We start from the raw sequence: 18,442 nt of genomic DNA on the forward strand, positions 1-18,442 counted from the left end.
GGGTTGCACATAAACTTTTTGCTCTTAATTATTTGAATCCAATGAATCAGATTTCTCCAGACCTCAAGAGGGGTAAAATTCATCTTTCTTACTTAGATGGACTACGTGGCGTTGCATCTCTATTTGTCCTTTTCTTTCATCTGATTCAACATCAAGAAGGAAATCTGCCTGTATGGATAACTTTGCCACATAAAGTTCTAAGATATGGTTTCTTAGGGGTGCCAGTTTTTATAGTATTATCTGGTTATTGTTTGATGCTGCCTGTAGTTCGTTCTCAAACAGGTTATATTCGAGGTACTTTGTTAGATTACTTCAAGCGGAGAGCGAGGCGAATAATTCCAACATACTATGCATCTCTTATTTTTTGTTTACTAATAGCTCTATCTATATATGTCTTAGAGAAATTTACTAACTTCCAATGGCATGATCTTCCTTGGGATTGGGTTTCGACTAAATTTTCCTTGATTGATGTAATTTTACACTTTCTCCTCATCCACAATCTGGGTTTAGGAACACAAGCTTATAGTATTAGCATTCCATTTTGGAGCGTAGCTGTGGAATGGCAAATTTATTTTCTGTTTCCACTACTGTTACTACCGTTATGGAGGCGTTGGGGATGGTTGTCAGTGTTTGGCGCTGCTTTTGTCATTGGACTTGCTCCAATTTATTTGTTCAATGGTGCAATGAAGGATACCAGTTTTATTTTTTTAGTTTCATTCTCCATAGGTATGCTAGCAGCAGAAATAGGCTTTTCTAATCAGCCACATTTCCTTTCAGTGAAAAAGTCTTATCCATGGGCTTTTCTGACAGTAATTTTTACTGCTCTTTGTTTATTAACAGAGTGGGAGCAATTAAAAATAGATAGATGGGTTACTTTTATTTTTGCTAGCATGGCAGCCGCTTGTCTAATGATCTACTGCACTAAATCCATCTGTGAGGGTAAAAGATTGCCAATGATTCTAAAGATATTCGAATCCGCGCCCTTAGTCAAATTAGGAGCATTTTCTTACAGTTTATATTTAACTCACGGCGCAGTGACTACGCTTGTACGTCACTTTTTGCTCAATCTACAATTGACTCCAATTATGTTTGCAGTATCAATATACTTTGTGAGTGGAGGAGTAGCTTTGACATTTGCATATTTGTTCTACATAATCTTTGAAAAGCCATTTTCATCTATATCTCAAAAAAACACGAGGAGATATGTTCAGACAAAAGCCCATTAACTAGTGAAGAAATCTCTTGTATAAGACGAAAACGTAAAATTATTGTAGTGCGGGCCGGAAAGCCCGCGTCCCATATACAAATTAAATGCCCACAGTTTATTGGACAATTCCTGTCAATGCGTAAGTCATCTTTTACATTCTAGACTCTGTGCTGTATTAGCTCGTGTGAATGGATTCCAAGTTCCCAACTCTTGAGAAGAACGACTGCACAAATAAGCTCTTTCCCAATCGCTCAAGCCTTCCACATTCGTAAAATCTGCCCCCTCCAAGCTTTGTACTTGTTCCAAAACTGCGCCTGTCAAATCCGCTCCTCGTAAATCGGCAAACTGTAACTCTACATTCACCAGTTTGGCATTGCGTAAATAAGCACCAGTCAGTAACGCTCTTTGCAGATTAGCCCCACTTAAGGCAGCTCCCTCTAAATTAGCCCCCGTCAAATCCGCCCCACTCAAGTAAGCTCCCCGTAGGTTAGCGCCTTGTAAATTTGCACCTCTGAGATTGGCGGTGTTAAGATAAGCACCAGCTAAATTGGCTTTTGGACCAACTGCACCACAGTTACGGTAATCGTAGCCTTCTGGCCAGATAGTTTGCGAATCATACTGAGCAAGTTCCAATTTAGCACCATTGAGGTTTGCCTCGCTCAAATTACAACCACATAAAATCGCCCGATATAAATAACTATTCTCTAAGTTAGCTTGATGGAGATTACTGTTTATCAGATTAGCTCTTCGCAAATCTGCCCCTTGAAGATCTGCGTTACTGAGATTAGTTTGGCTTAAATCAGCTCCAATTAGGATAGTTCCCCTAAAACTAGCCGAAGCTAAGTTTTTTTGACTCAGATTGATCTCTTCTAAATTAGAATTGTTGAAATTTTTGCCATGAAGAAGGGATTGTTGAACATCATCGGCAGAAACGTAAGCAAAACTAAGACGAGCAACTAGGGGATTCATAAGCAAGTAAAAAGTAAAAAAAGAGAAAGCCTTGTGAGACAATACTTTTAGTTAGGAATTAAACAATCGAGGTTTAACTGGAAATGTTAATAACAACGCCCATGACAATGATAGATTTCTTCGGCAAAAGTGAGGGAGTTTGGTTTTCTCAGCGCACCGTTCATCGCTTTGATTCTGCCGGAGATGAGTCAGGGGAATCTAATTTAATTATCAAGGTTTTGGAGCAAGATAACCCAAAAGTTTTAGAAGTTTGTCAAACCTACGGAGTAAATCCCAGTTTAATCAGTGGGGGGGCAAGTTTCCAGTGGCAGGGCAATTTAAGTGAAAAAGAACCAGACCCCAATTACGAAGCCATTCTAGTAGATATTCCCCATCCTGAAAACCCCCGCAAGGGAAAATTTTTACGCAATCGAGGCTATGTAGAAGGGATTCCAGTGATTAGTGTTTACCAGTTTGCAGATGATGGAGTCTTAACCATTGAGACAGAATACGAACGCAATCAAGGACAAGAAAGATGTTGGTTTGTGACAGAAAACTTTCGAGTACGTGTCAGCACTGTCAAGATGATTAATGGGGTTAATTTGATGACTTATTGTTCTGAGCGTCGCTGCGTTTCTCCTGCTTTCTTAGAGGAGTTGATGGAACAAAACCGCGTCAGAGCGTTGGCTGAAACTGGTACGCATTTAAGCTTCTAGATGGGCAATGGTCAATGGGCAATGGGCATCGGGCAATGGGCATTGGGCATTGGGATTTAAATGTATGTAATTTATTTATTCTGTCCAAGTAGTTAGATGCTTTTAATGGCTTAGCTTCTTACTCTTCAACTTGGTGTCAACTTTGACTGTACCAAATCTAGCCGAGATAAGGCACTGATGGCCGTTTCCCTAATATAAGTATCCACAGATTCATTATTAGCTAATTGGGTTAAAACTTCCCTAGAACGGTCATCACTGATAGAACTAATAGCATTAACAATGGATACAGCCAACCCTATATTATCTGTTGTTTCTAGTACCTCTAATAAACTCTCTAATGCAGGTAATCCCACTACACCTAAAGCCATAGCCGAAGCGATATGAACCACAGGATTAGGATCATTAAGAGCAATTTTTAAGGCTTCAATTCCTTGGGTTGGAAAAGGTACATCAGGATAGTTGACAGCAACTTGAGCAAGAGCCTTCGCACAACTTCCCTTCACCGTCAAGTTCTCGCTGTTGAGCAATGAATCAGCCAAAAGAGGAACACAATCAACCCCAATCGCCCCTAAAGCTTTCACCGCCGCCCGTCGATAGGTAGTATCTTCCTCATCCAAAGCAGCCATCAAGGAAGAAATGGTCGTTTTATCCCGGATTTCCACAAGTTCCCAGATTGCTCGTTCACGCAAGTGGGGATTAGGGTGTTTGAGTTGTTCGAGTAATTGCTCTTGTGTCATGGGTGTTCTGAACGGTTATTTTTAACTAGCACACTTCAGCAGAAATAAGTAGACCATTTCAAACAGCCATAAGCCTTGTTTTATAACACTTTTGACTTTTGACTTTTGACTTCCCCAAAGGGGCTGGGGGGACTCTTAGTGCTTAGCTTACCTCAAAATAAGACAGGCTAAGAACTTAGAGTCCCCCAGTGTTTATTTTAGACTAGATGTGAAGTGAATCTGCGTCCCTAGGACAGAGAATTGATCACATAGTCGAGGAGAGCATTGTACTCAGTTAAAGCTTGAGCGGACATGTCACGAGGTGCACAACCGCGATTACGAGCAAAGCTTAGAGCTTCAACGTAAGGAGCTGTAGGCAATCCCAGAGCGCGATAGACTTCTCTTTGACCAGCAATTCCCCACTCATCAAGGGGACCAGTTCCACCTACAACTAAGCAGTAGTTGATCAAGCGGAGGTAGTGTTTGACGTCACGCAGACACTTTTCTTTGAAGGTGGGGGTAGAATTTGCTTGACCAGCATCATTGAGGTAAGGATACTTTTTAATGCAAGCGTCATAAGCTTCTTTAGCAACGTTATCAATGTTGCTAGCAAGCTTTTCAGCTGCTTCTAAACGAGCTGCAGACCGTTGAATAGAGCCTTGTACGGACTCGAGATCGGAGGTGCTAGGAAAACGTCCAGCAGCATCAGCAGAGGCAATTGCGGTGGTAATAACTGATTTCATGTCTTTACGCTCTTAAAGTTTGATTCGATTGGATTGATTAAGACTGGTTAGAGTTAGCTCAGAGCAGCAATCACGCGATCAAAATAGCTACCTGCTTCAGCAACTAAGCTAGCGCAACGATCTTCTACAACGGGTGTTCCCATTTTGCGTAATTTAGCACCAGCAAAAGCTTCACTTGGAGTGTCTTTAATGTGAGCAGCAGCTTGAGCTTTCATGATTGCTACAGCACGAGCAGTAGATTGCAGAGGAACACCTAAAGCTGTGTAGGTTTCTTTGAGTCCATTTAAGCAACGATCTTCGAGAACGGAAGCATCGCCAGCAAGTAAGGCATAGGTAACGTAGCGTAGGATAATTTCAGCATCGCGTAAGCAAGCAGCCATACGACGGTTGGGATAGCAGTTACCACCTGCTTGAACTAATCCAGTGTTCTCGCAAATCATACCAGCAACAGCATCAGATACCATGCAGCTTGCATTACTAGCGATCGCGTTAACTGCATCTAAACGACGGTTACCTTGAGAGATGAAGTTACGGAGTGCTGCTAATTCAGCACCGCCAATAGGAGCGGTTTTAGCGTCGGCAGTAGTGACTGCTCTGGAAAATGCGTCAAGCATTGAGCTCTCCTTATGATTAACTGAAACGGATGTGAATGTTTATGAGGTCGGTCGTCAACGGGGTATTTGTGACTAACCACAATAGAAGATATGAAGAAATTGTTCGCTTCGTCCCATTTGTGAGAAAGAAAGTTACATTTGTTTATATTTAATTCAATAATGTTACAAAATATTGCCTTCTCAATTAGGAATGAGACTAAAGTTAGGGCTCTCCCATATAATTTCGCAAATTTTGAATCTTTGTTTTGTACTCCAAAATTGCTATACTAATTCGCATAAATGTTGCTACACATCAAAAATCTTGTAAGGGGCTTTAGACCCCAAATTGATTCTGACTCCTGACTCCTGAATTCTGACTCCTGACTCCTTTTTTCAAATAATGTTTTTCAAATTTTGTGATTCACTTCAGCTAAAGTTGATTATAGGAATCCGGTTTGATTTATGAAAAAATCAAGTCCTAACACCCCCTACTGACTCCTGAATTCTGACTTCTGACTCCTTTTAACCATGTCCCTTTACCAGCCCTTTTTAGACTATGCCCTAGCCTTGATGCAACAGAGGCTTTCCCTAGAACCCTATCCCATTCCTAAAGGGTTTGAACGAAAAGAAGCCCTCACCAAGCAAGGAAAACGAGAAGAATTAGTGATTACCACTAGCCACGCCTTTAAATCCCCAAAATTAAGGCAGATTCGGGCTGCTCATGTCCAGGGAGGCAAGGGGTTACAGGTGCTTAACTTCGTTATTTTTCCAGAATTAAACTATGATTTGCCTTTTTTTGGGGCAGATTTAGTGACTTTGCCGGGAGGGCATCTGATAGCTTTGGATATGCAGCCCCTTTTCCATGATGCGACTTACAAAAAAAAATATAGTGATCCTATTTTGCCTATTTTCCAATCTTATAAAGAAGATCTTCCTTGGGGAGGGGATTTTCCTGAAGAGGCTAAACCGTTCTTTTCCCCTGCTTTTCTCTGGAGTCGTCCTCAAGAAACCGAAATTGTTGAGACTAAAGTATTAGAAGCATTTAAGGATTATTTGAAGGCTTATTTAGATTTGGTTGAGCAAGCCGAATTTGTTACAGATAACCAACGCTTAGAAGAGATAAAAAATGCTCAACTGCGGTACATTGGTTATAGAGCCGAAAAAGATCCAGCAAGAGGAATGTTTACAAGGTTGTATGGCCAAGATTGGACAGAAGAATATATTCACGGGTTTCTGTTTGATTTGGAGCGACAATTAACAAGGCAACAGTAAAATTCTTGTTGTTCCCTTGTCTTGGCAAAAATGTTAAATAGACCATTCCGAAATTAAATTTCCGTAAAGAATCGAAGAAATACGAAGCATGGGCAGAAGGGATAAAAAAGCATTAAGGAGTAACTTAGAACAATTATTAAACCAAATTGCCCAACACATTCGTCAATCCTTGAATCTAGAGGAAGTGCTAAACACTACCGTTGCTGATGTTAGGGAATTCCTCTTGACAGATCGGGTGTTAATCTATCGTGTCTGGGGAGATGGGACAGGTACCGCCATCACAGAAGCCGTTTTGCCAGAATATCCTTCTATTTTGGGCGAAACCTTCCCGCCAGAAGTCTTTCCCCCAGAATACCACCAAGCTTACGCTGAAGGAAAAATCCGGGCGATTACCCACATAACTCGCGACAACGTAGAGCCTTGTTTGGTAGAATTTTTACAGCAGTTTGGTGTTAGGGCGAAATTAGTAGTTCCTATTATCCAGCAATTACGAGAACTGGATGCTCGAAAACCGACCCTAACCGAGTCTTCTAGAGAAGAAGGAAATCAGGGAGAAACTAGCCCTACTCCTGCAAAACCCTATCTGTGGGGGCTACTCATTGCCCATCATTGCCGTGCTTCGCGACGGTGGCGACCGTTGGAAATGGATCTGATGCGGCAACTAGCAGCACAAGTCGCGATCGCCATTCAACAGTCAGAACTCTATGAGCAACTGCGGAAACTCAATGCAGAATTAGAGTGTCGTGTCCAACAACGAACAGAGGAACTGGCTAAAACTAACGAAGCTCTCAATCACACTAATCAAACCCTTCTTTCTCTGATTGCTGCCTCACCCCGTGCCATTTTTACCCTAGACTTACAAGGAAGGGTGAAAATCTGGAATCCTGCTGCCGAGAGGATGTTCGGATGGGCTGTAGAGGAAGTGATTGATCGCCCTAACCCCGTTATGACAGACTTGGAAGGGTCAGAGTATGAAGCTATCTGGCAGAATATTTTGGCCGGGATTACCCCTGCAAGCTTAGAAGTGCGCCGCTATAGAAAAGACGGTTCTCCCCTGGAGATTGTTTTTTCGGCTGCACCCTTAACTGACAGTGAGGAGCAGATTACCGGACTGGTGGCTGTTGTGGCTGACATCACCGAACAAAAGCGTCAAGCTGAACAGGTACGTTTGCTTCAATCAGTAGTTGTGAACACCAATGATGCGATCATAATCACCGAAGCTCAACCTATCGATCCCCCTGGCCCTCGTATTATATACGTTAACCAAGCTTTTACCACCATGACGGGTTATACTTTGGAAGATGTGTTAGGGAAAACCCCCCGCATTTTTCAGGGGCCAAAAACAGATCGGGCTGTTATTGCCCAGGTACGTTCTGCGCTCTCTCGTTGGCAATCCATCACCGTAGAACTGATCAACTACCGCAAAGATCGCAGTGAGTTTTGGGCTGAGTTTAGTATCGTTCCCGTAGCAGATAAGCAAGGTCGCTACACCCACTGGATTTCGGTGCAGCGAGACATAACTGAGCGCAAACGCACAGAAGCGGCTCTACGCCAGAGTGAAGAACGCTTTCGTTCCCTGATCGAAAATTCCTTAGATATCATTACCATTCTTACACCAGATGGGACGATTTTTTACGAAAATCCGTCTGTTGAACAAGTTTTAGGTTACTCACCGCAACAATTAATTGGTCAGAACTTTTTTACCTATATCCACCCCGATGATTTAGGTCATATCCAGCTAATTCTCAGCCAGGCGTTCCACAAATCAGAAGAAACTAGTCCCATCGAATTTCGTCGTCGTCATCAGGATGGACAATGGCGGACTTTTGAAGCTTTATCAAAAGCACTTAGTTTTACTGAAACAGAGGGGTCTTTATTTGAGGGGAATCAATCCCCAAAAATCGTGGTTAATTCAAGAGATATTACCGAACGTAAAAGACTAGATGAAGTTCGACTTGCTTTAGAGAGAGAGAAAGAATTAAGGGCTTTAAAAACTCGCTTCTTTTCTATGGTTTCCCACGAATTTCGGACTCCACTCAGTACCGTCCTCGCGGCTGCTCAACTCTTAGAAACATCACCAGGAGCTTGGGAAAATTCTCAAAAACGGGAGCGAAATCTGCGGAGGATTCAAGATTCAGTGAAAAATATGGTGCAACTTTTAGAAGATATTCTAACGATTAATCGTGCTGAAACTGGCAAGCTAGAATTCAACGCGCAATGGCTTGATTTAGAGAGATTTTGCCGTCATTTTGTCGAAGAAATGCAACTGAGTGCAGGGGTTCAGCATACACTAAATTTTGCCTGTCACGGGAAAAATACTCTTGTCTATGGCGATGAAAAGTTATTGCGCTCTATATTATCTAATATTCTCTCAAATGCGATTAAATATTCACCTCCATCGGGACAGGTTCAATGTTTGCTTACTTTTGAAAAAAAAGGTGTTCAAATTCAGATTAGAGATTGGGGTTTAGGTATTCCTATAGAAGATCAAAAACAACTGTTTGAGCCTTTTTACCGTGGGAAAAATATCCGTCACATTGCAGGTACTGGACTAGGTTTAGTAGTTGTACAAAAATGTGTGGAATTACATGGGGGGAATATTGAGATTACCAGTGACGTAGGCAGGGGAACAACGGTTACTATCCGGCTCCCCCATTGCCGTGATACTTCCGCGCTTTCCTGATGATATCCGATATTTTTTCGTGAACAATTCCCAACACATGTTAACAGCGAAATTATGGATTGCCTTCGCTACTGAGGTAGTAATACTAACAACATAGATGTAACTGGGAATAAGGGTAGCACATTTGCTCAGTTGCCTTTTGGAGGAAGTACGGCGACTTCCTCTAATTACAGTTTACTTATAAGTTAAACAAACAATTTACTCTAGGTGGTTGCAATACGGTTTGGTTAAGGATAATTGTAGGTTGGGTAGAGCGTGAGCGAAACCCAACAAAATCTCAAAAACGTTGGGTTTCGTTCCTCAACCCAGCCTACGCAATTTAGGATTTTAAGCTTTAACCGAACCGTATTGTAGGTGGTTGGGTTAGCTACTTTAATGCTCATGCAGAGGCTTCGCCTGTTGTAAGTGCTGTCAATGGTTCAAAAGGTGCTAATGCTGATATCTGGAGTTGGGCTATGACAGTAGTATTGGCCGATATGGGCAAATTAGGTAGCCAATTAAATTTTGTCTTTGGTCTGCCTCCCAAAGTAACAAATAATGATATTTCTTCGCGAGTAGATCGCGATACCTATGGAGAAGAAGTTACACTTGAATCTAATTCTTTAGTTTCAGCTTATTTAATAATTTGGTCATAAACCTCTTCCAAGAAATTAAAGAACAATATATAGCATTCTTGAGTAATACTTTTGGCTAAATTGTATTCCTCTAGTGTTAGGTTTTGGCTTAAAAATTTTTCTTCGTTATCACCTTCAAGATGTAATCCTCCTGGTTCATATCCTAAATGAATTGAACCAAAATATTTACTTTCATGCCCATCTAGTCTACACTTGTGTGAAATTGAAAAAAAGGTATTACCTAATTCTTCTATTGTACGAATTAGACAGTATCTTATTCGTGGTTCTGAAGCAATTTGCGTTAATTTTGCAATTCCAAACCCAACTAGACGACTATTTTTAATATTATCATTCCACAAAAAAGTTAAATAATCAGAAAAACTAAAATTATTAAATTTTACTTGAAATAATTGGGTATCATCATTAAATAAAATATTATGCGATTCATCTTCTTCCATGTGTTTATTAAGTTTTTTCTTTAGTCCTAGTTCATCATTTTCAAGTTCTGTATCATTGTAAGGCAATATATACTTGTTTAAGTCGGAAAATGAGTTCACAAAATAAGCAAAATAAGGAGCAAAGTCTAGTTTTCTGGTATGAGAAATAGTTTCGTCCTGCATATATTTAAGTAGTTTAGTTTGTTCGAATTCTTTTTTTAAACAAAAAATCAAAGGAATTACATCAGCTACTTGATACAAATGTTTTTGTTCTTTGATTGGTTGATTCTCTCCATCAAAACCGCCAACAACAACCTCAATGTCTTTTGTCGTCATTTCAATCATCACTGTGGCATCCCCATCCACCACTGGTGATTTGGAGTTTAGTTCGGGTGTAGAAAAGACAAGAGATTGTCTCAGGTTGTTGGATAGAGCGAAACTATTATTTTTCAGTTTTTTGGCTTTCATTTTGAACCTCTTTTTATTTTGCGGAGTAGTGGCGGGCTTTAGCTGTATTACAACAGGCTTTGGTATTTAAGCAAGTCAAAAATCACAGGAAAGTCTGATTAACCGGTCTGCTGATGATGATAACTTACAACTGGAGTTTAGACTAACGGCATGACAAAATGAGTTGCTGCATCACTCATCTGACTTTTCACGGCATGTTGAAAACATTTAATACTTCCAATACTTGGTCTCAGGAAGAAAGTTTAGGCACCAGTATTAACCGCACCCGCAGTATGTCTGTGGCTATGGGCGGCTCTTGGGAAGGGTTGGGCTAAAAAAGTGCGAAAAATCTGCCAGCATAGCTGAAAAATCGGCCCATAAAATGAGTCGGAAAACCCGGAAAAATCTGGTATTGGGCAGATTTTTCCGGGTTTTATGAAACGGGCAGCATCAGGACAGCAGCTTAACAAATTGACCATCATGTGTATTAATGGATAATGGTTGTTTCAGACTTGTAAGGGCGCAATGCCTTGCGCCCCTACAGGTAGACGGTAAAACTCTCAATTGTGGAAAAATCAAACGTTGGACGCTATTAATTCCTAACACATATCTGATGATTTTTGTGAATGTGTAAGTCCTAATTTCAACCGTCAAAAGGTTGAATTTTTCAGGGCAGTCCAAATGAAACAACTTTCACTGTTAAGCATGAAAGTAGCTTTGTTCCTTTGCCCATTGCCCTACTTACAAGTTAGTGAAGGTTTAACAATGCCATTTAATGAAGAACTCGACGGACTTAATCACCTAGAAATCAGTTTGCTGTCTGGGCTTCAACAAGATTTGTTACGAGCAAAAGATGGTTCGTACTGTCCAGACAAGACGTTAGACTATGAAGTCGAACTCTCTTTGATGAAAGAACGCTCTCGAAGGGCAACTAAGTTCACTTTTTGGCAGGAGGCAGGGCTTAGCCCTGGTATGTCTGTGCTTGATATTGGATGTGGATCTGGAGTAACAACAGAATGTCTTGCTCATGCTGCTGCTCCAGGTAAAGTCGTGGGTATAGACACAAGTGACGTTGTACTAGAACAAGCCAGACAGCTTCAACACAAGAGTTCTCTCCAGAATTTGCATTTCGAGAAACATGATGTTTATGACCTACGTTTTCCACCAAACTCCTTCGACTTTGTATGGTCACAGCTTTTGTTTCAACATTTGCAAAATCCTGAACAAGCCCTACGTCAAATCAGTCGAGTTCTTAAGCCTGGAGGAATTATTTGTATAGTGGACGCAGGTTATCCTCCTGCTGGACTGGTCTATCCAACCTCACCTATCATCGAATCTTTTCTTAAAAGAATATATCAGTTACAAATGTTTTATGGGGGAGACCAATATGTCAGTTTTAAACTCGGTTCATACTTAGTAAATACTGGTTATACCGATGTCAATGTGCGTCAGCTTATGAACATTGAGCGGGGAGAAGGAATTCGCTATTGCGCAGACAATTATATTCCTACGGCGAGTATTATGTTGAAGTTAGAAGATAAAAACCTTATTGAGCAGGTAGTTAGAGAATACTACCGCATTGCTGCATTACCGGAAGCTTTTCGCTACGAAAGTTGGTGGGTTGCTAAGGGGATCAAACCAGCCCTTTCAAGGTGACTAACCAAGACATGTTATTTCACAGTACTCTTGCTGACTTCTGTTCTGAAAAGGTCATAATAAAACTAATCAAGCAATGGTTAGAATTATAGTTAGACGATTAGCATAAATTTTTTGTGGGTTCGCGCATCACGTTCTTTCATCCAAGTAATCTGTATCTTTAGCTACAAAAATACTGTGATTAGTAGTGAGGTAGGCAGGTGAACAACGGTTACTATCCGACCCCACAATTGTCTTCCTCAAACAGCTACAGAAACAGCATCTTCAAACAAAAACTCATGTAGAAATTTTTCTGACCATTCATGACCAAAATAGCTACTAAATAACCCAGAAGCTGGATCTCTTTCTGCACTGTATTGATCGTAATCTTTTTGAGCTTGAATAACGTTATCTATCTGTTCTGAGTCTGTTAGTTTTTCCGCTTTATCTAATAATTGCCAATACAATTGAATATATTCTTTATAGGCTGGAAAAAGTCGATTAATGACTGTTTCTGCATCAGTTTTTGCAAACAAAAGGTAAGGTGAAAAATACTGATTAGCATCATAAAATTTCATCGGTAAATCTTGCGCCAACTCACTATACTTGTCTCTGAGATTATGCATTGGCTCGATGTATTTTTCTAAATACTCTGGAGTACGGAATAAAGGTTGAAAATCTAAAACAACTAATATTTTCTTTTTATTAAATGATAAGAAATCAATCCCCAGTAAGGGCAAATCGTAGTGATAGTTAGGATAAATAACACTATTAAAAATTTGAGCAGTTTCGCCCGCATTGATGTAAGTGTAGCGAATTTTGCGGAATTGGGGACATTGATAACACCAACTTTCAATCATGGCTGGATTTTTGCCACGTTGACTCACTTGAAATTCTAATTCTGGGAGAACAGGACGGCTCCGTAACTCGAACCGAGTAAATAGTTCTTGCTCTAAATATTTGAGGAAAGGCTGAAACATAAACTTAACTCGTCCCTAAGTATGCTCTTTTCGTGAGCATAGGGAAGAGTTCTAACATTAGTCTCATTTCTCATTAAGAAGGCAATATTTTGTTACAATCTACGTTAAGAAGGGTGTGGGGTGTAGGGAAAAGACGAAATATCACACCCCATAAAGCTAAAGTTATTTATAGGACCCCTACACCCTTCTCATTTTCTTCAATGACCGAACGGTGAGTGTTGGAGTATAGATTTTGGTTAGCTTTAGCACGAATTAGCCATTCGGGGTCATCTTTAACCATCTCTTTTCCTGTAGTATCTCCTAATTTTTCTAACGCTAGTAAACAGGCATATTTTAAATCAAAAATTTTACTATTTAAAGATTCTTTAAGGAGAGAAATCACTTTCTCATCTCCCAGATTGCTTAGCGCGATCGCTGCTGCTGCTCTTGATTTTTGAAATTGAGGAGATGTATTTTGCAGTGCCTCTACCAATAAATCATAAGCTGGATGATATCCTAGCCATCCTAAAATTTTGATAACATGATAATGCGCCCCATAATCATTGTGCGCCTCTTTCTCCCAGGTTTGTAAAAGAGCTTCAGGGGCTTCTTTTGGATAAAGTTCTAGTATGGTTTTACTAGCTAGATAACAACGGCCAAAATCAGTATGATAAAGTTCATTAACCAAAAAATCTAAGGTAGGTTTTTGGTCATATTCATGGACTAAATCTAAATTATTAGGATGATCTAAAATAACTTTATCTAAATGAGATTCTACATCTGCAAAGCAGATTTTCTGCTGAGAAAAAGCATAATCTGCTAACAAGCGAATTCCTCGTAACCGAAAGACAATGGAAACAGGACAACGCGCTATTTCAGGAATAGCTTGATAATATTGAGCATCTATTAAATCTTGAATCGAAGCACGTCTTGCATTGACGCTACTATGTTGCAGAAATTCCACAACCTCACCAATCTGGCCGTAATCTCCACTGAGACGACAAGCAGCCGTAATTGCTGCACTGGAAATTGTTGGGTCATCGGCTTGTTTAAAATTTTTTAACTTTGCTAAAGCTGGTTGATAGTTGAGTTTAGCAAGAGTTTGAATAATCGTTCGATAGCTCTGATTAGGTTGGTCTAGTAATTGCGAAATTGTTTCTAGAATCGAGAGATCTTCTGTGCCAATTTCTCCAATAGCCCAAACCGCATTCTCGACTGTATAACAATCTTCATCTCCCAAACATTGAACAATAGGAGGCAAAGCTTTTTGAGCTTGCAAACGTCCCAAACTTTCTAACGCCTTACGCCTGGTAATCCGATCATAGAGATTGCTAGCAGAACTTTCTACAACTTCAATAAGAGCATTAATTGAGCGCTCTGTGGGAAAATTAATCAAATGGGAAACCGCAACGTAATGCTCGGTAGGTGCAGCAAGTTGTTCCATGGGGGTTTTTAGCAGGGCGATCGCTTGGTCTTCGGTCAACCCAAACATATTAAAAAAACGTTTATCCATGTTGCTGTTTAATTCTTCATTACTACTTATTACAATTTATCTGACAGAGGTAACAAAATCTGAGAAAATTAGACAAAGTGAGAACTTGAACAGAATAAGGCAATTGTCAACATGGCTGAAGATTTAAACGTCACAGCACCCTTACCAGAACCAGTCACCCCTGAAGAATTGGCAGAAGTCATTCAAGAATTTGAGCAATATCGACAACGGCTCGTAGAAGACATGACTACAGCAGCCCAAAAAGCTAAACTTTCCAAATCTAAACTCATGAGCCGCCTTGAACCTGAATTAGCCGAAATAGACGCAGCCTTAGCCAATCTTCGCGCCCAATACGCGATCATGACTAATAACTGAGAAGGGATAACGGATGACTAATCAACTTGAGGCTTGTTCCTTATCTTCAGAACAAGTGGATGAATTTCTCTTGATTGCAAGACAGGAGGTGGCTGATCAGACTTTTGATGACAGCGATCGCCAAAAACTTCAACTGATGGTAGAGTGTCTAGGAGATTCGAGAGGAATGGTGCGGCTAGGTTTTGCCGATACCCTAGGGAAAATTGGCAAACCAGCAACGCCTTTTTTAATAGAAGCTCTCCTTAATCATGCCAATCCCGTCGTGCGTAGGGCAAGTGCTAAAACCCTGACCCTAATTGCCGATCCGGAAACGGTTTCCCCCTTAGTCCATGCTCTTTTACATGACGAGGATACGGTGGTCAAAGGTTCAGCGGTAGGCGCATTAGCCAGGATTGGGGAAGCCTCTGTTCCCGTCTTATTAGAGATTTTAGCTTCTCCAGAGCACCCGGAAAGCACCAAAGGTCATGCAGCTTGGGCGCTGGCGTTTATTGGAACCGAAGCCAAAGCATATCTCTATCGAGAAATTAACTCAGAGTCAGAGTCGGTGCGGACAGCAGTAGTAGGCGCGATGGCCAAAATTGCGCAAGATAGTGGAGAAGAAGAAGCCTTTACTGTGCTGATGAATGCTCTTCATGATGTTTCACAAACAGTACGCTGTGAAGCAGCCGCAGTTCTAGGCAATTTAGCCTACAAGCCAGCCGTCTCCCGTCTGGTTGAGTTACTCCATAATCCTGAAGGGGAAACTCGTAAGGCTGCAGCCTTATCCTTGATGAAAATAAACGACAAAAGCGCTATTAATCCTTTACAAAGTGCTTTAGAAATAGAATCGGAAGCAGGTATTCAACAAATTATTAAGTTAGCCATCACTAATTTACAAAGGGAGTCGGAAACAGAAGAATGGTGATTAACAGTTATCAGTTAACACGACACCATACACTTTGATAACTAATAACTAACAACTTTCAAAGCCCCACCTATGAGTGGGTGATTTCTCTCGTCTGCTCCCCTGCTCCTCTGCTCCTGTGCTCCCCTGCTCCCCTGCTCCCCTGCTCCCCTGCTTTTTCACGGTTTTTCATCAAACCGAGTATTAAATCCTCCATATTTGAACCAATATTGTCTCAAGTCATTATGAGAAGTATGGAGACTAGCTTTAGCTTGGTAGAGCAGAATTTTGCGATGCGTACCGATCCAAACTCGCTTGATAGGTTCGACAGAAATTAAAGTTCCTCCCAGACTTGTAACACATTGTTCAAATCGCTCAACAGCTGAATAGTCTAGAGTTTCAAAAATAAAAAAATTTCGCGAACAAATCAGGTGGCGACTGCGAATCCAAGCTTGCATTTTTTGACGAGCAATTGGAGGTAGCATCGTTATAAAAAGATAAAAAAAGATAACAAGTAAAAAAGCAGGGAAGCAGGGGGAGCAGGGGAGCAGAGGAGCAGGGGAGCAGAGGAGCAGGGGAGCAGGAATTAGTCAAACCCCCTATGCCCCATGCCCAATGCCCAATGCCCCAATCCCCTTTACATAGGAACTTCCGCAGCATAACTCTGGCATTTTTCAAATCTCAACGGGCCTACGGTTGAACCCCACACTTGTTCATGGTTAGTCACATCTAACCCTCTATCTAAACTGACAAAAGTTGTTTCTGTCAATTCGACATCACTAACTAGATAGGTTTGTTTTCCGTATTTTTCAATCAAACAACAATTGCCCTCGACATTTCCTCGGAATAAATTTTCTTCCCAGCGAAAAATCATCGAACAGTTATAGCGGCGTTCAATACAATCGGGTTTAATGGTTTTTAAAATACTGAGTTCCCGTCCCGATCCTGCATAGAGAATGGGATCTTTTAAGCTATAATTCTCAACATAAATTTGATCTCCTTGATCAACAAATCGATGCACTCCTTGACGGTATGGTCTCCAGAGATCATAGTCATAGGCTTGTTCAGAATAAAAGCCAATTCCTGAAAAAAATGCCCAAGGTAAGGGACGAAAAAAAACATGAATGTGGGCATAATTTTTAGCGTCTGCAAAGGATTGTTTTTGATTACTAAATTCTCCCGCTAGCCAATAAGCTAAAGTTAGCATTAAATTTTCTTTAATAAAAAAATTATTCGTTAACATGGGTTGTTATAAATTGTCATTTAATTCTCGGAATTGTTCGATAAAGAACGAATTTCTGAAGAAAAAGAAGCTGTGACTACTCCTGTACCTTCACTGGTTTTAATCATGGAAACTCGCAGGCGAAAATTAGGATTAACAAACCAAATTTTTTCTTCTGCTGTCGCTCTTTCGTATTGAGTTAAAAGAACAAAAGTGCCGTCTTCAGTAATATGGTAATTCCCAATAGAAGGAATAGTTTCTGCATAGCCTTGATCTCGTAAAAGTCTTCCTGTTTGCGAGTTATCTAGGTCTGGAATTGGGACTAAAATAGTCGTTCCTTTAAAGCTTTCTTCCTCATCCCAATCTGATTCTCCTTCCCAACTCATGCGAAAAGGGTGGTTCACTGTTTGTGGATCAATTTCATGGGATTTACATAATTTTATCACTTCCAAATCGTCTTTATCTAAGGGCACAATATCAATAATAGAAGTTACTTGTTCAAAGTGTCCAAAAGCAAGGTGATGCGCGCTACGTTGAGAGCGCCAACGCCCTAAAGAAAGCTTGACAAACTCGGCAATATCCATGAAAAAAGAGTCCTTTTTTATGTAATAAAAGAGCGAATTAAAGTCAATTCCCCCTAATTCGCTCTAGAGAGATACATTAGTTAGGAGATATGGAAAATCATGTTATATTCTTAGAATAAAATAAATTTCAGACTAACTCAGTAATACTGAGAATTTTGCCTCCCATTTTTTGAATGTTTTGAATTTTCTGGGACAGTTGAGCGTAGCCGACCGTATATGTGGTGTTACTCCGCCTTGTAATAGGAGTAAATCCTCCTTTCGATACCGCAATGCGAAATCGTTTAGTTGTAGGACTAGAAGCACCACCTTTTGATGTAGAAACCTTGATTTTCTGGGGCAGGTTAGCAGCTAATGTAGATATCAATTGAGCTTGCTTGCTGCTATCGCTAGTGGCGAATCCGCCGAGTAAAGAAACTGTTTGATTGAAGACATTATTTTTTACCCCAGTTTGGCTGCGGATCGAGCAGGGATAAGGTACTACATTTTCCCCAAACTTCTGAGTGTACTCTTCACTATTGATGTAAGAATCAATGTCCGCTGCGTAGCCTTGTTCACTGTAAATTTGGACATGCTTGGAAATTTCCGTTTGGTCTAGTGGCGCACGACCGAGCAAGTGTTTGCAGTTTAATTCGATAAAACGATAGGGAGGATTTCCTTCAAAAAATAAGGATTTATAGAGCTCAGATTGAGCGACCATCCTAACAAAGCCCCGTACTGTAATATCGCCATTTTTCAGTGAGGATTCTGCAGTGTATAATCTCTGGGCAGAAAACAGGTTAGCATTGCCCAGCACTTGCTTGTAAACGGCGCGAATGACCACCTCTAATTCATCTTCTGATGGGCTAGGCCGCAATTTTACCGGGTCACTGACGAACCCTGGTGTTAAAGTTGCCATTTTTGTTTCCTCAATTGATAA

19 protein-coding genes are annotated in these 18,442 nt (G+C 40.7%); 8 read left to right on the forward strand and 11 right to left on the reverse strand.

Going from position 1 to position 18,442, the window contains the following annotated elements; genetic code table 11:
- Positions 1 to 41 precede the first annotated feature (41 nt).
- The gene (locus G4P69_RS04675) at positions 42 to 1,226 is read left to right on the forward strand and encodes an acyltransferase family protein (RefSeq protein WP_208340544.1); all 1,185 of its coding nucleotides are present in this window, start codon (positions 42 to 44) and stop codon (positions 1,224 to 1,226) included.
- Between the two features lie 125 nt (positions 1,227 to 1,351).
- On the opposite strand, the gene G4P69_RS04680 is transcribed toward G4P69_RS04675, so the two are convergent.
- On the reverse strand, positions 1,352 to 2,176 hold the full coding sequence (locus G4P69_RS04680) for a pentapeptide repeat-containing protein (protein ID WP_208340545.1): 825 nt from the start codon (positions 2,174 to 2,176) through the stop codon (positions 1,352 to 1,354).
- Between the two features lie 83 nt (positions 2,177 to 2,259).
- Here G4P69_RS04680 and G4P69_RS04685 point away from each other — a divergent pair, with 83 nt between their 5' ends.
- Positions 2,260 to 2,871, forward strand: a complete 612-nt coding sequence (locus G4P69_RS04685; protein ID WP_208340546.1) for a phycobiliprotein lyase — start codon at positions 2,260 to 2,262, stop codon at positions 2,869 to 2,871.
- Positions 2,872 to 2,996: 125 nt separating this feature from the next.
- Here the strand turns inward: G4P69_RS04685 and G4P69_RS04690 are convergent, their stop codons facing one another.
- From G4P69_RS04690 to cpeB, 3 genes are all read right to left on the reverse strand, one after another.
- Positions 2,997 to 3,608: a HEAT repeat domain-containing protein gene (locus tag G4P69_RS04690; protein WP_208340547.1), complete on the reverse strand. Its 612-nt coding sequence runs from the start codon at positions 3,606 to 3,608 to the stop codon at positions 2,997 to 2,999.
- 227 nt (positions 3,609 to 3,835) lie between these two features.
- The gene (locus tag G4P69_RS04695; RefSeq protein ID WP_208340548.1) at positions 3,836 to 4,330 is read right to left on the reverse strand and encodes a globin family protein; all 495 of its coding nucleotides are present in this window, start codon (positions 4,328 to 4,330) and stop codon (positions 3,836 to 3,838) included.
- Positions 4,331 to 4,383: 53 nt separating this feature from the next.
- Complete coding sequence (cpeB, locus tag G4P69_RS04700; protein ID WP_208340549.1) at positions 4,384 to 4,944, reverse strand: globin family protein; 561 nt, start codon at positions 4,942 to 4,944, stop codon at positions 4,384 to 4,386.
- Between the two features lie 507 nt (positions 4,945 to 5,451).
- Here cpeB and G4P69_RS04705 point away from each other — a divergent pair.
- The 3 genes from G4P69_RS04705 (at position 5,452) to G4P69_RS04715 (ending at position 9,513) form a co-directional block, all read left to right on the forward strand.
- Positions 5,452 to 6,195, forward strand: a complete 744-nt coding sequence (locus G4P69_RS04705) for a phycoerythrobilin:ferredoxin oxidoreductase (RefSeq protein WP_208340550.1) — start codon at positions 5,452 to 5,454, stop codon at positions 6,193 to 6,195.
- A gap of 88 nt (positions 6,196 to 6,283) precedes the next feature.
- Positions 6,284 to 8,878: a PAS domain S-box protein gene (locus tag G4P69_RS04710; protein WP_208340551.1), complete on the forward strand. Its 2,595-nt coding sequence runs from the start codon at positions 6,284 to 6,286 to the stop codon at positions 8,876 to 8,878.
- Positions 8,879 to 9,333: 455 nt separating this feature from the next.
- Positions 9,334 to 9,513 carry a hypothetical protein gene (locus G4P69_RS04715; RefSeq protein ID WP_208340552.1) on the forward strand — a complete coding sequence of 60 codons (180 nt, stop codon included), beginning with the start codon at positions 9,334 to 9,336 and terminating at the stop codon, positions 9,511 to 9,513.
- On the opposite strand, the gene G4P69_RS04720 is transcribed toward G4P69_RS04715, so the two are convergent.
- The gene (locus G4P69_RS04720) at positions 9,492 to 10,397 is read right to left on the reverse strand and encodes a hypothetical protein (RefSeq protein ID WP_208340553.1); all 906 of its coding nucleotides are present in this window, start codon (positions 10,395 to 10,397) and stop codon (positions 9,492 to 9,494) included. The genes G4P69_RS04715 and G4P69_RS04720 overlap by 22 nt on opposite strands.
- Before the next feature lie 660 nt (positions 10,398 to 11,057).
- Here G4P69_RS04720 and G4P69_RS04725 point away from each other — a divergent pair.
- Positions 11,058 to 12,032, forward strand: coding sequence for a class I SAM-dependent methyltransferase (locus tag G4P69_RS04725; protein WP_208340554.1), 975 nt, complete (start codon positions 11,058 to 11,060; stop codon positions 12,030 to 12,032).
- Positions 12,033 to 12,271: 239 nt separating this feature from the next.
- Here G4P69_RS04725 and G4P69_RS04730 read toward each other — a convergent pair whose 3' ends face one another.
- On the reverse strand, positions 12,272 to 12,991 hold the full coding sequence (locus G4P69_RS04730) for a 15,16-dihydrobiliverdin:ferredoxin oxidoreductase (RefSeq protein WP_208340555.1): 720 nt from the start codon (positions 12,989 to 12,991) through the stop codon (positions 12,272 to 12,274).
- 166 nt (positions 12,992 to 13,157) lie between these two features.
- Positions 13,158 to 14,483: a HEAT repeat domain-containing protein gene (locus tag G4P69_RS04735; protein ID WP_208348655.1), complete on the reverse strand. Its 1,326-nt coding sequence runs from the start codon at positions 14,481 to 14,483 to the stop codon at positions 13,158 to 13,160.
- Between the two features lie 111 nt (positions 14,484 to 14,594).
- Between G4P69_RS04735 and G4P69_RS04740 the strand changes: the two genes are divergently transcribed.
- The gene (locus G4P69_RS04740) at positions 14,595 to 14,837 is read left to right on the forward strand and encodes a hypothetical protein (RefSeq protein ID WP_208346454.1); all 243 of its coding nucleotides are present in this window, start codon (positions 14,595 to 14,597) and stop codon (positions 14,835 to 14,837) included.
- A 13-nt stretch (positions 14,838 to 14,850) separates the two neighbouring features.
- Complete coding sequence (locus G4P69_RS04745; RefSeq protein ID WP_208348658.1) at positions 14,851 to 15,741, forward strand: HEAT repeat domain-containing protein; 891 nt, start codon at positions 14,851 to 14,853, stop codon at positions 15,739 to 15,741.
- Between the two features lie 158 nt (positions 15,742 to 15,899).
- Here the strand turns inward: G4P69_RS04745 and G4P69_RS04750 are convergent, their stop codons facing one another.
- The 4 genes from G4P69_RS04750 to G4P69_RS04765 all read right to left on the reverse strand — a co-directional run bounded on the left by G4P69_RS04750 (position 15,900) and on the right by G4P69_RS04765 (position 18,421).
- A complete protein-coding gene (locus G4P69_RS04750) occupies positions 15,900 to 16,205 on the reverse strand; it encodes a CpeR family transcriptional regulator (protein WP_208348659.1) in 306 nt (101 codons plus the stop codon).
- A gap of 152 nt (positions 16,206 to 16,357) precedes the next feature.
- Positions 16,358 to 16,927: a chromophore lyase CpcT/CpeT gene (locus G4P69_RS04755; RefSeq protein ID WP_243902747.1), complete on the reverse strand. Its 570-nt coding sequence runs from the start codon at positions 16,925 to 16,927 to the stop codon at positions 16,358 to 16,360.
- 56 nt (positions 16,928 to 16,983) lie between these two features.
- Positions 16,984 to 17,526, reverse strand: coding sequence for a phycobiliprotein lyase (locus G4P69_RS04760; protein WP_208345918.1), 543 nt, complete (start codon positions 17,524 to 17,526; stop codon positions 16,984 to 16,986).
- A gap of 127 nt (positions 17,527 to 17,653) precedes the next feature.
- The gene (locus G4P69_RS04765) at positions 17,654 to 18,421 is read right to left on the reverse strand and encodes a phycobilisome rod-core linker polypeptide (RefSeq protein WP_208345917.1); all 768 of its coding nucleotides are present in this window, start codon (positions 18,419 to 18,421) and stop codon (positions 17,654 to 17,656) included.
- Positions 18,422 to 18,442 lie beyond the last annotated feature (21 nt).

Origin of the sequence: Aetokthonos hydrillicola CCALA 1050, from assembly GCF_017591665.1 — a bacterium.
Taxonomy (GTDB): Bacteria; Cyanobacteriota; Cyanobacteriia; order Cyanobacteriales; family Nostocaceae; genus Aetokthonos; species Aetokthonos hydrillicola.

What these genes read in the sequence shown, in the direction of transcription:
- G4P69_RS04675 (WP_208340544.1), top strand. Translation starts at nt 42, where the DNA reads ATGAATCAGATTTCTCCAGACCTCAAGAGGGGTAAAATTCATCTTTCT.
- G4P69_RS04680 (WP_208340545.1), bottom strand. Translation starts at nt 2,176, where the DNA reads ATGAATCCCCTAGTTGCTCGTCTTAGTTTTGCTTACGTTTCTGCCGAT.
- G4P69_RS04685 (WP_208340546.1), top strand. Translation starts at nt 2,260, where the DNA reads ATGTTAATAACAACGCCCATGACAATGATAGATTTCTTCGGCAAAAGT.
- G4P69_RS04690 (WP_208340547.1), bottom strand. Translation starts at nt 3,608, where the DNA reads ATGACACAAGAGCAATTACTCGAACAACTCAAACACCCTAATCCCCAC.
- G4P69_RS04695 (WP_208340548.1), bottom strand. Translation starts at nt 4,330, where the DNA reads ATGAAATCAGTTATTACCACCGCAATTGCCTCTGCTGATGCTGCTGGA.
- cpeB (WP_208340549.1), bottom strand. Translation starts at nt 4,944, where the DNA reads ATGCTTGACGCATTTTCCAGAGCAGTCACTACTGCCGACGCTAAAACC.
- G4P69_RS04705 (WP_208340550.1), top strand. Translation starts at nt 5,452, where the DNA reads ATGTCCCTTTACCAGCCCTTTTTAGACTATGCCCTAGCCTTGATGCAA.
- G4P69_RS04710 (WP_208340551.1), top strand. Translation starts at nt 6,284, where the DNA reads ATGGGCAGAAGGGATAAAAAAGCATTAAGGAGTAACTTAGAACAATTA.
- G4P69_RS04715 (WP_208340552.1), top strand. Translation starts at nt 9,334, where the DNA reads ATGACAGTAGTATTGGCCGATATGGGCAAATTAGGTAGCCAATTAAAT.
- G4P69_RS04720 (WP_208340553.1), bottom strand. Translation starts at nt 10,397, where the DNA reads ATGAAAGCCAAAAAACTGAAAAATAATAGTTTCGCTCTATCCAACAAC.
- G4P69_RS04725 (WP_208340554.1), top strand. Translation starts at nt 11,058, where the DNA reads ATGAAACAACTTTCACTGTTAAGCATGAAAGTAGCTTTGTTCCTTTGC.
- G4P69_RS04730 (WP_208340555.1), bottom strand. Translation starts at nt 12,991, where the DNA reads ATGTTTCAGCCTTTCCTCAAATATTTAGAGCAAGAACTATTTACTCGG.
- G4P69_RS04735 (WP_208348655.1), bottom strand. Translation starts at nt 14,483, where the DNA reads ATGGATAAACGTTTTTTTAATATGTTTGGGTTGACCGAAGACCAAGCG.
- G4P69_RS04740 (WP_208346454.1), top strand. Translation starts at nt 14,595, where the DNA reads ATGGCTGAAGATTTAAACGTCACAGCACCCTTACCAGAACCAGTCACC.
- G4P69_RS04745 (WP_208348658.1), top strand. Translation starts at nt 14,851, where the DNA reads ATGACTAATCAACTTGAGGCTTGTTCCTTATCTTCAGAACAAGTGGAT.
- G4P69_RS04750 (WP_208348659.1), bottom strand. Translation starts at nt 16,205, where the DNA reads ATGCTACCTCCAATTGCTCGTCAAAAAATGCAAGCTTGGATTCGCAGT.
- G4P69_RS04755 (WP_243902747.1), bottom strand. Translation starts at nt 16,927, where the DNA reads ATGCTAACTTTAGCTTATTGGCTAGCGGGAGAATTTAGTAATCAAAAA.
- G4P69_RS04760 (WP_208345918.1), bottom strand. Translation starts at nt 17,526, where the DNA reads ATGGATATTGCCGAGTTTGTCAAGCTTTCTTTAGGGCGTTGGCGCTCT.
- G4P69_RS04765 (WP_208345917.1), bottom strand. Translation starts at nt 18,421, where the DNA reads ATGGCAACTTTAACACCAGGGTTCGTCAGTGACCCGGTAAAATTGCGG.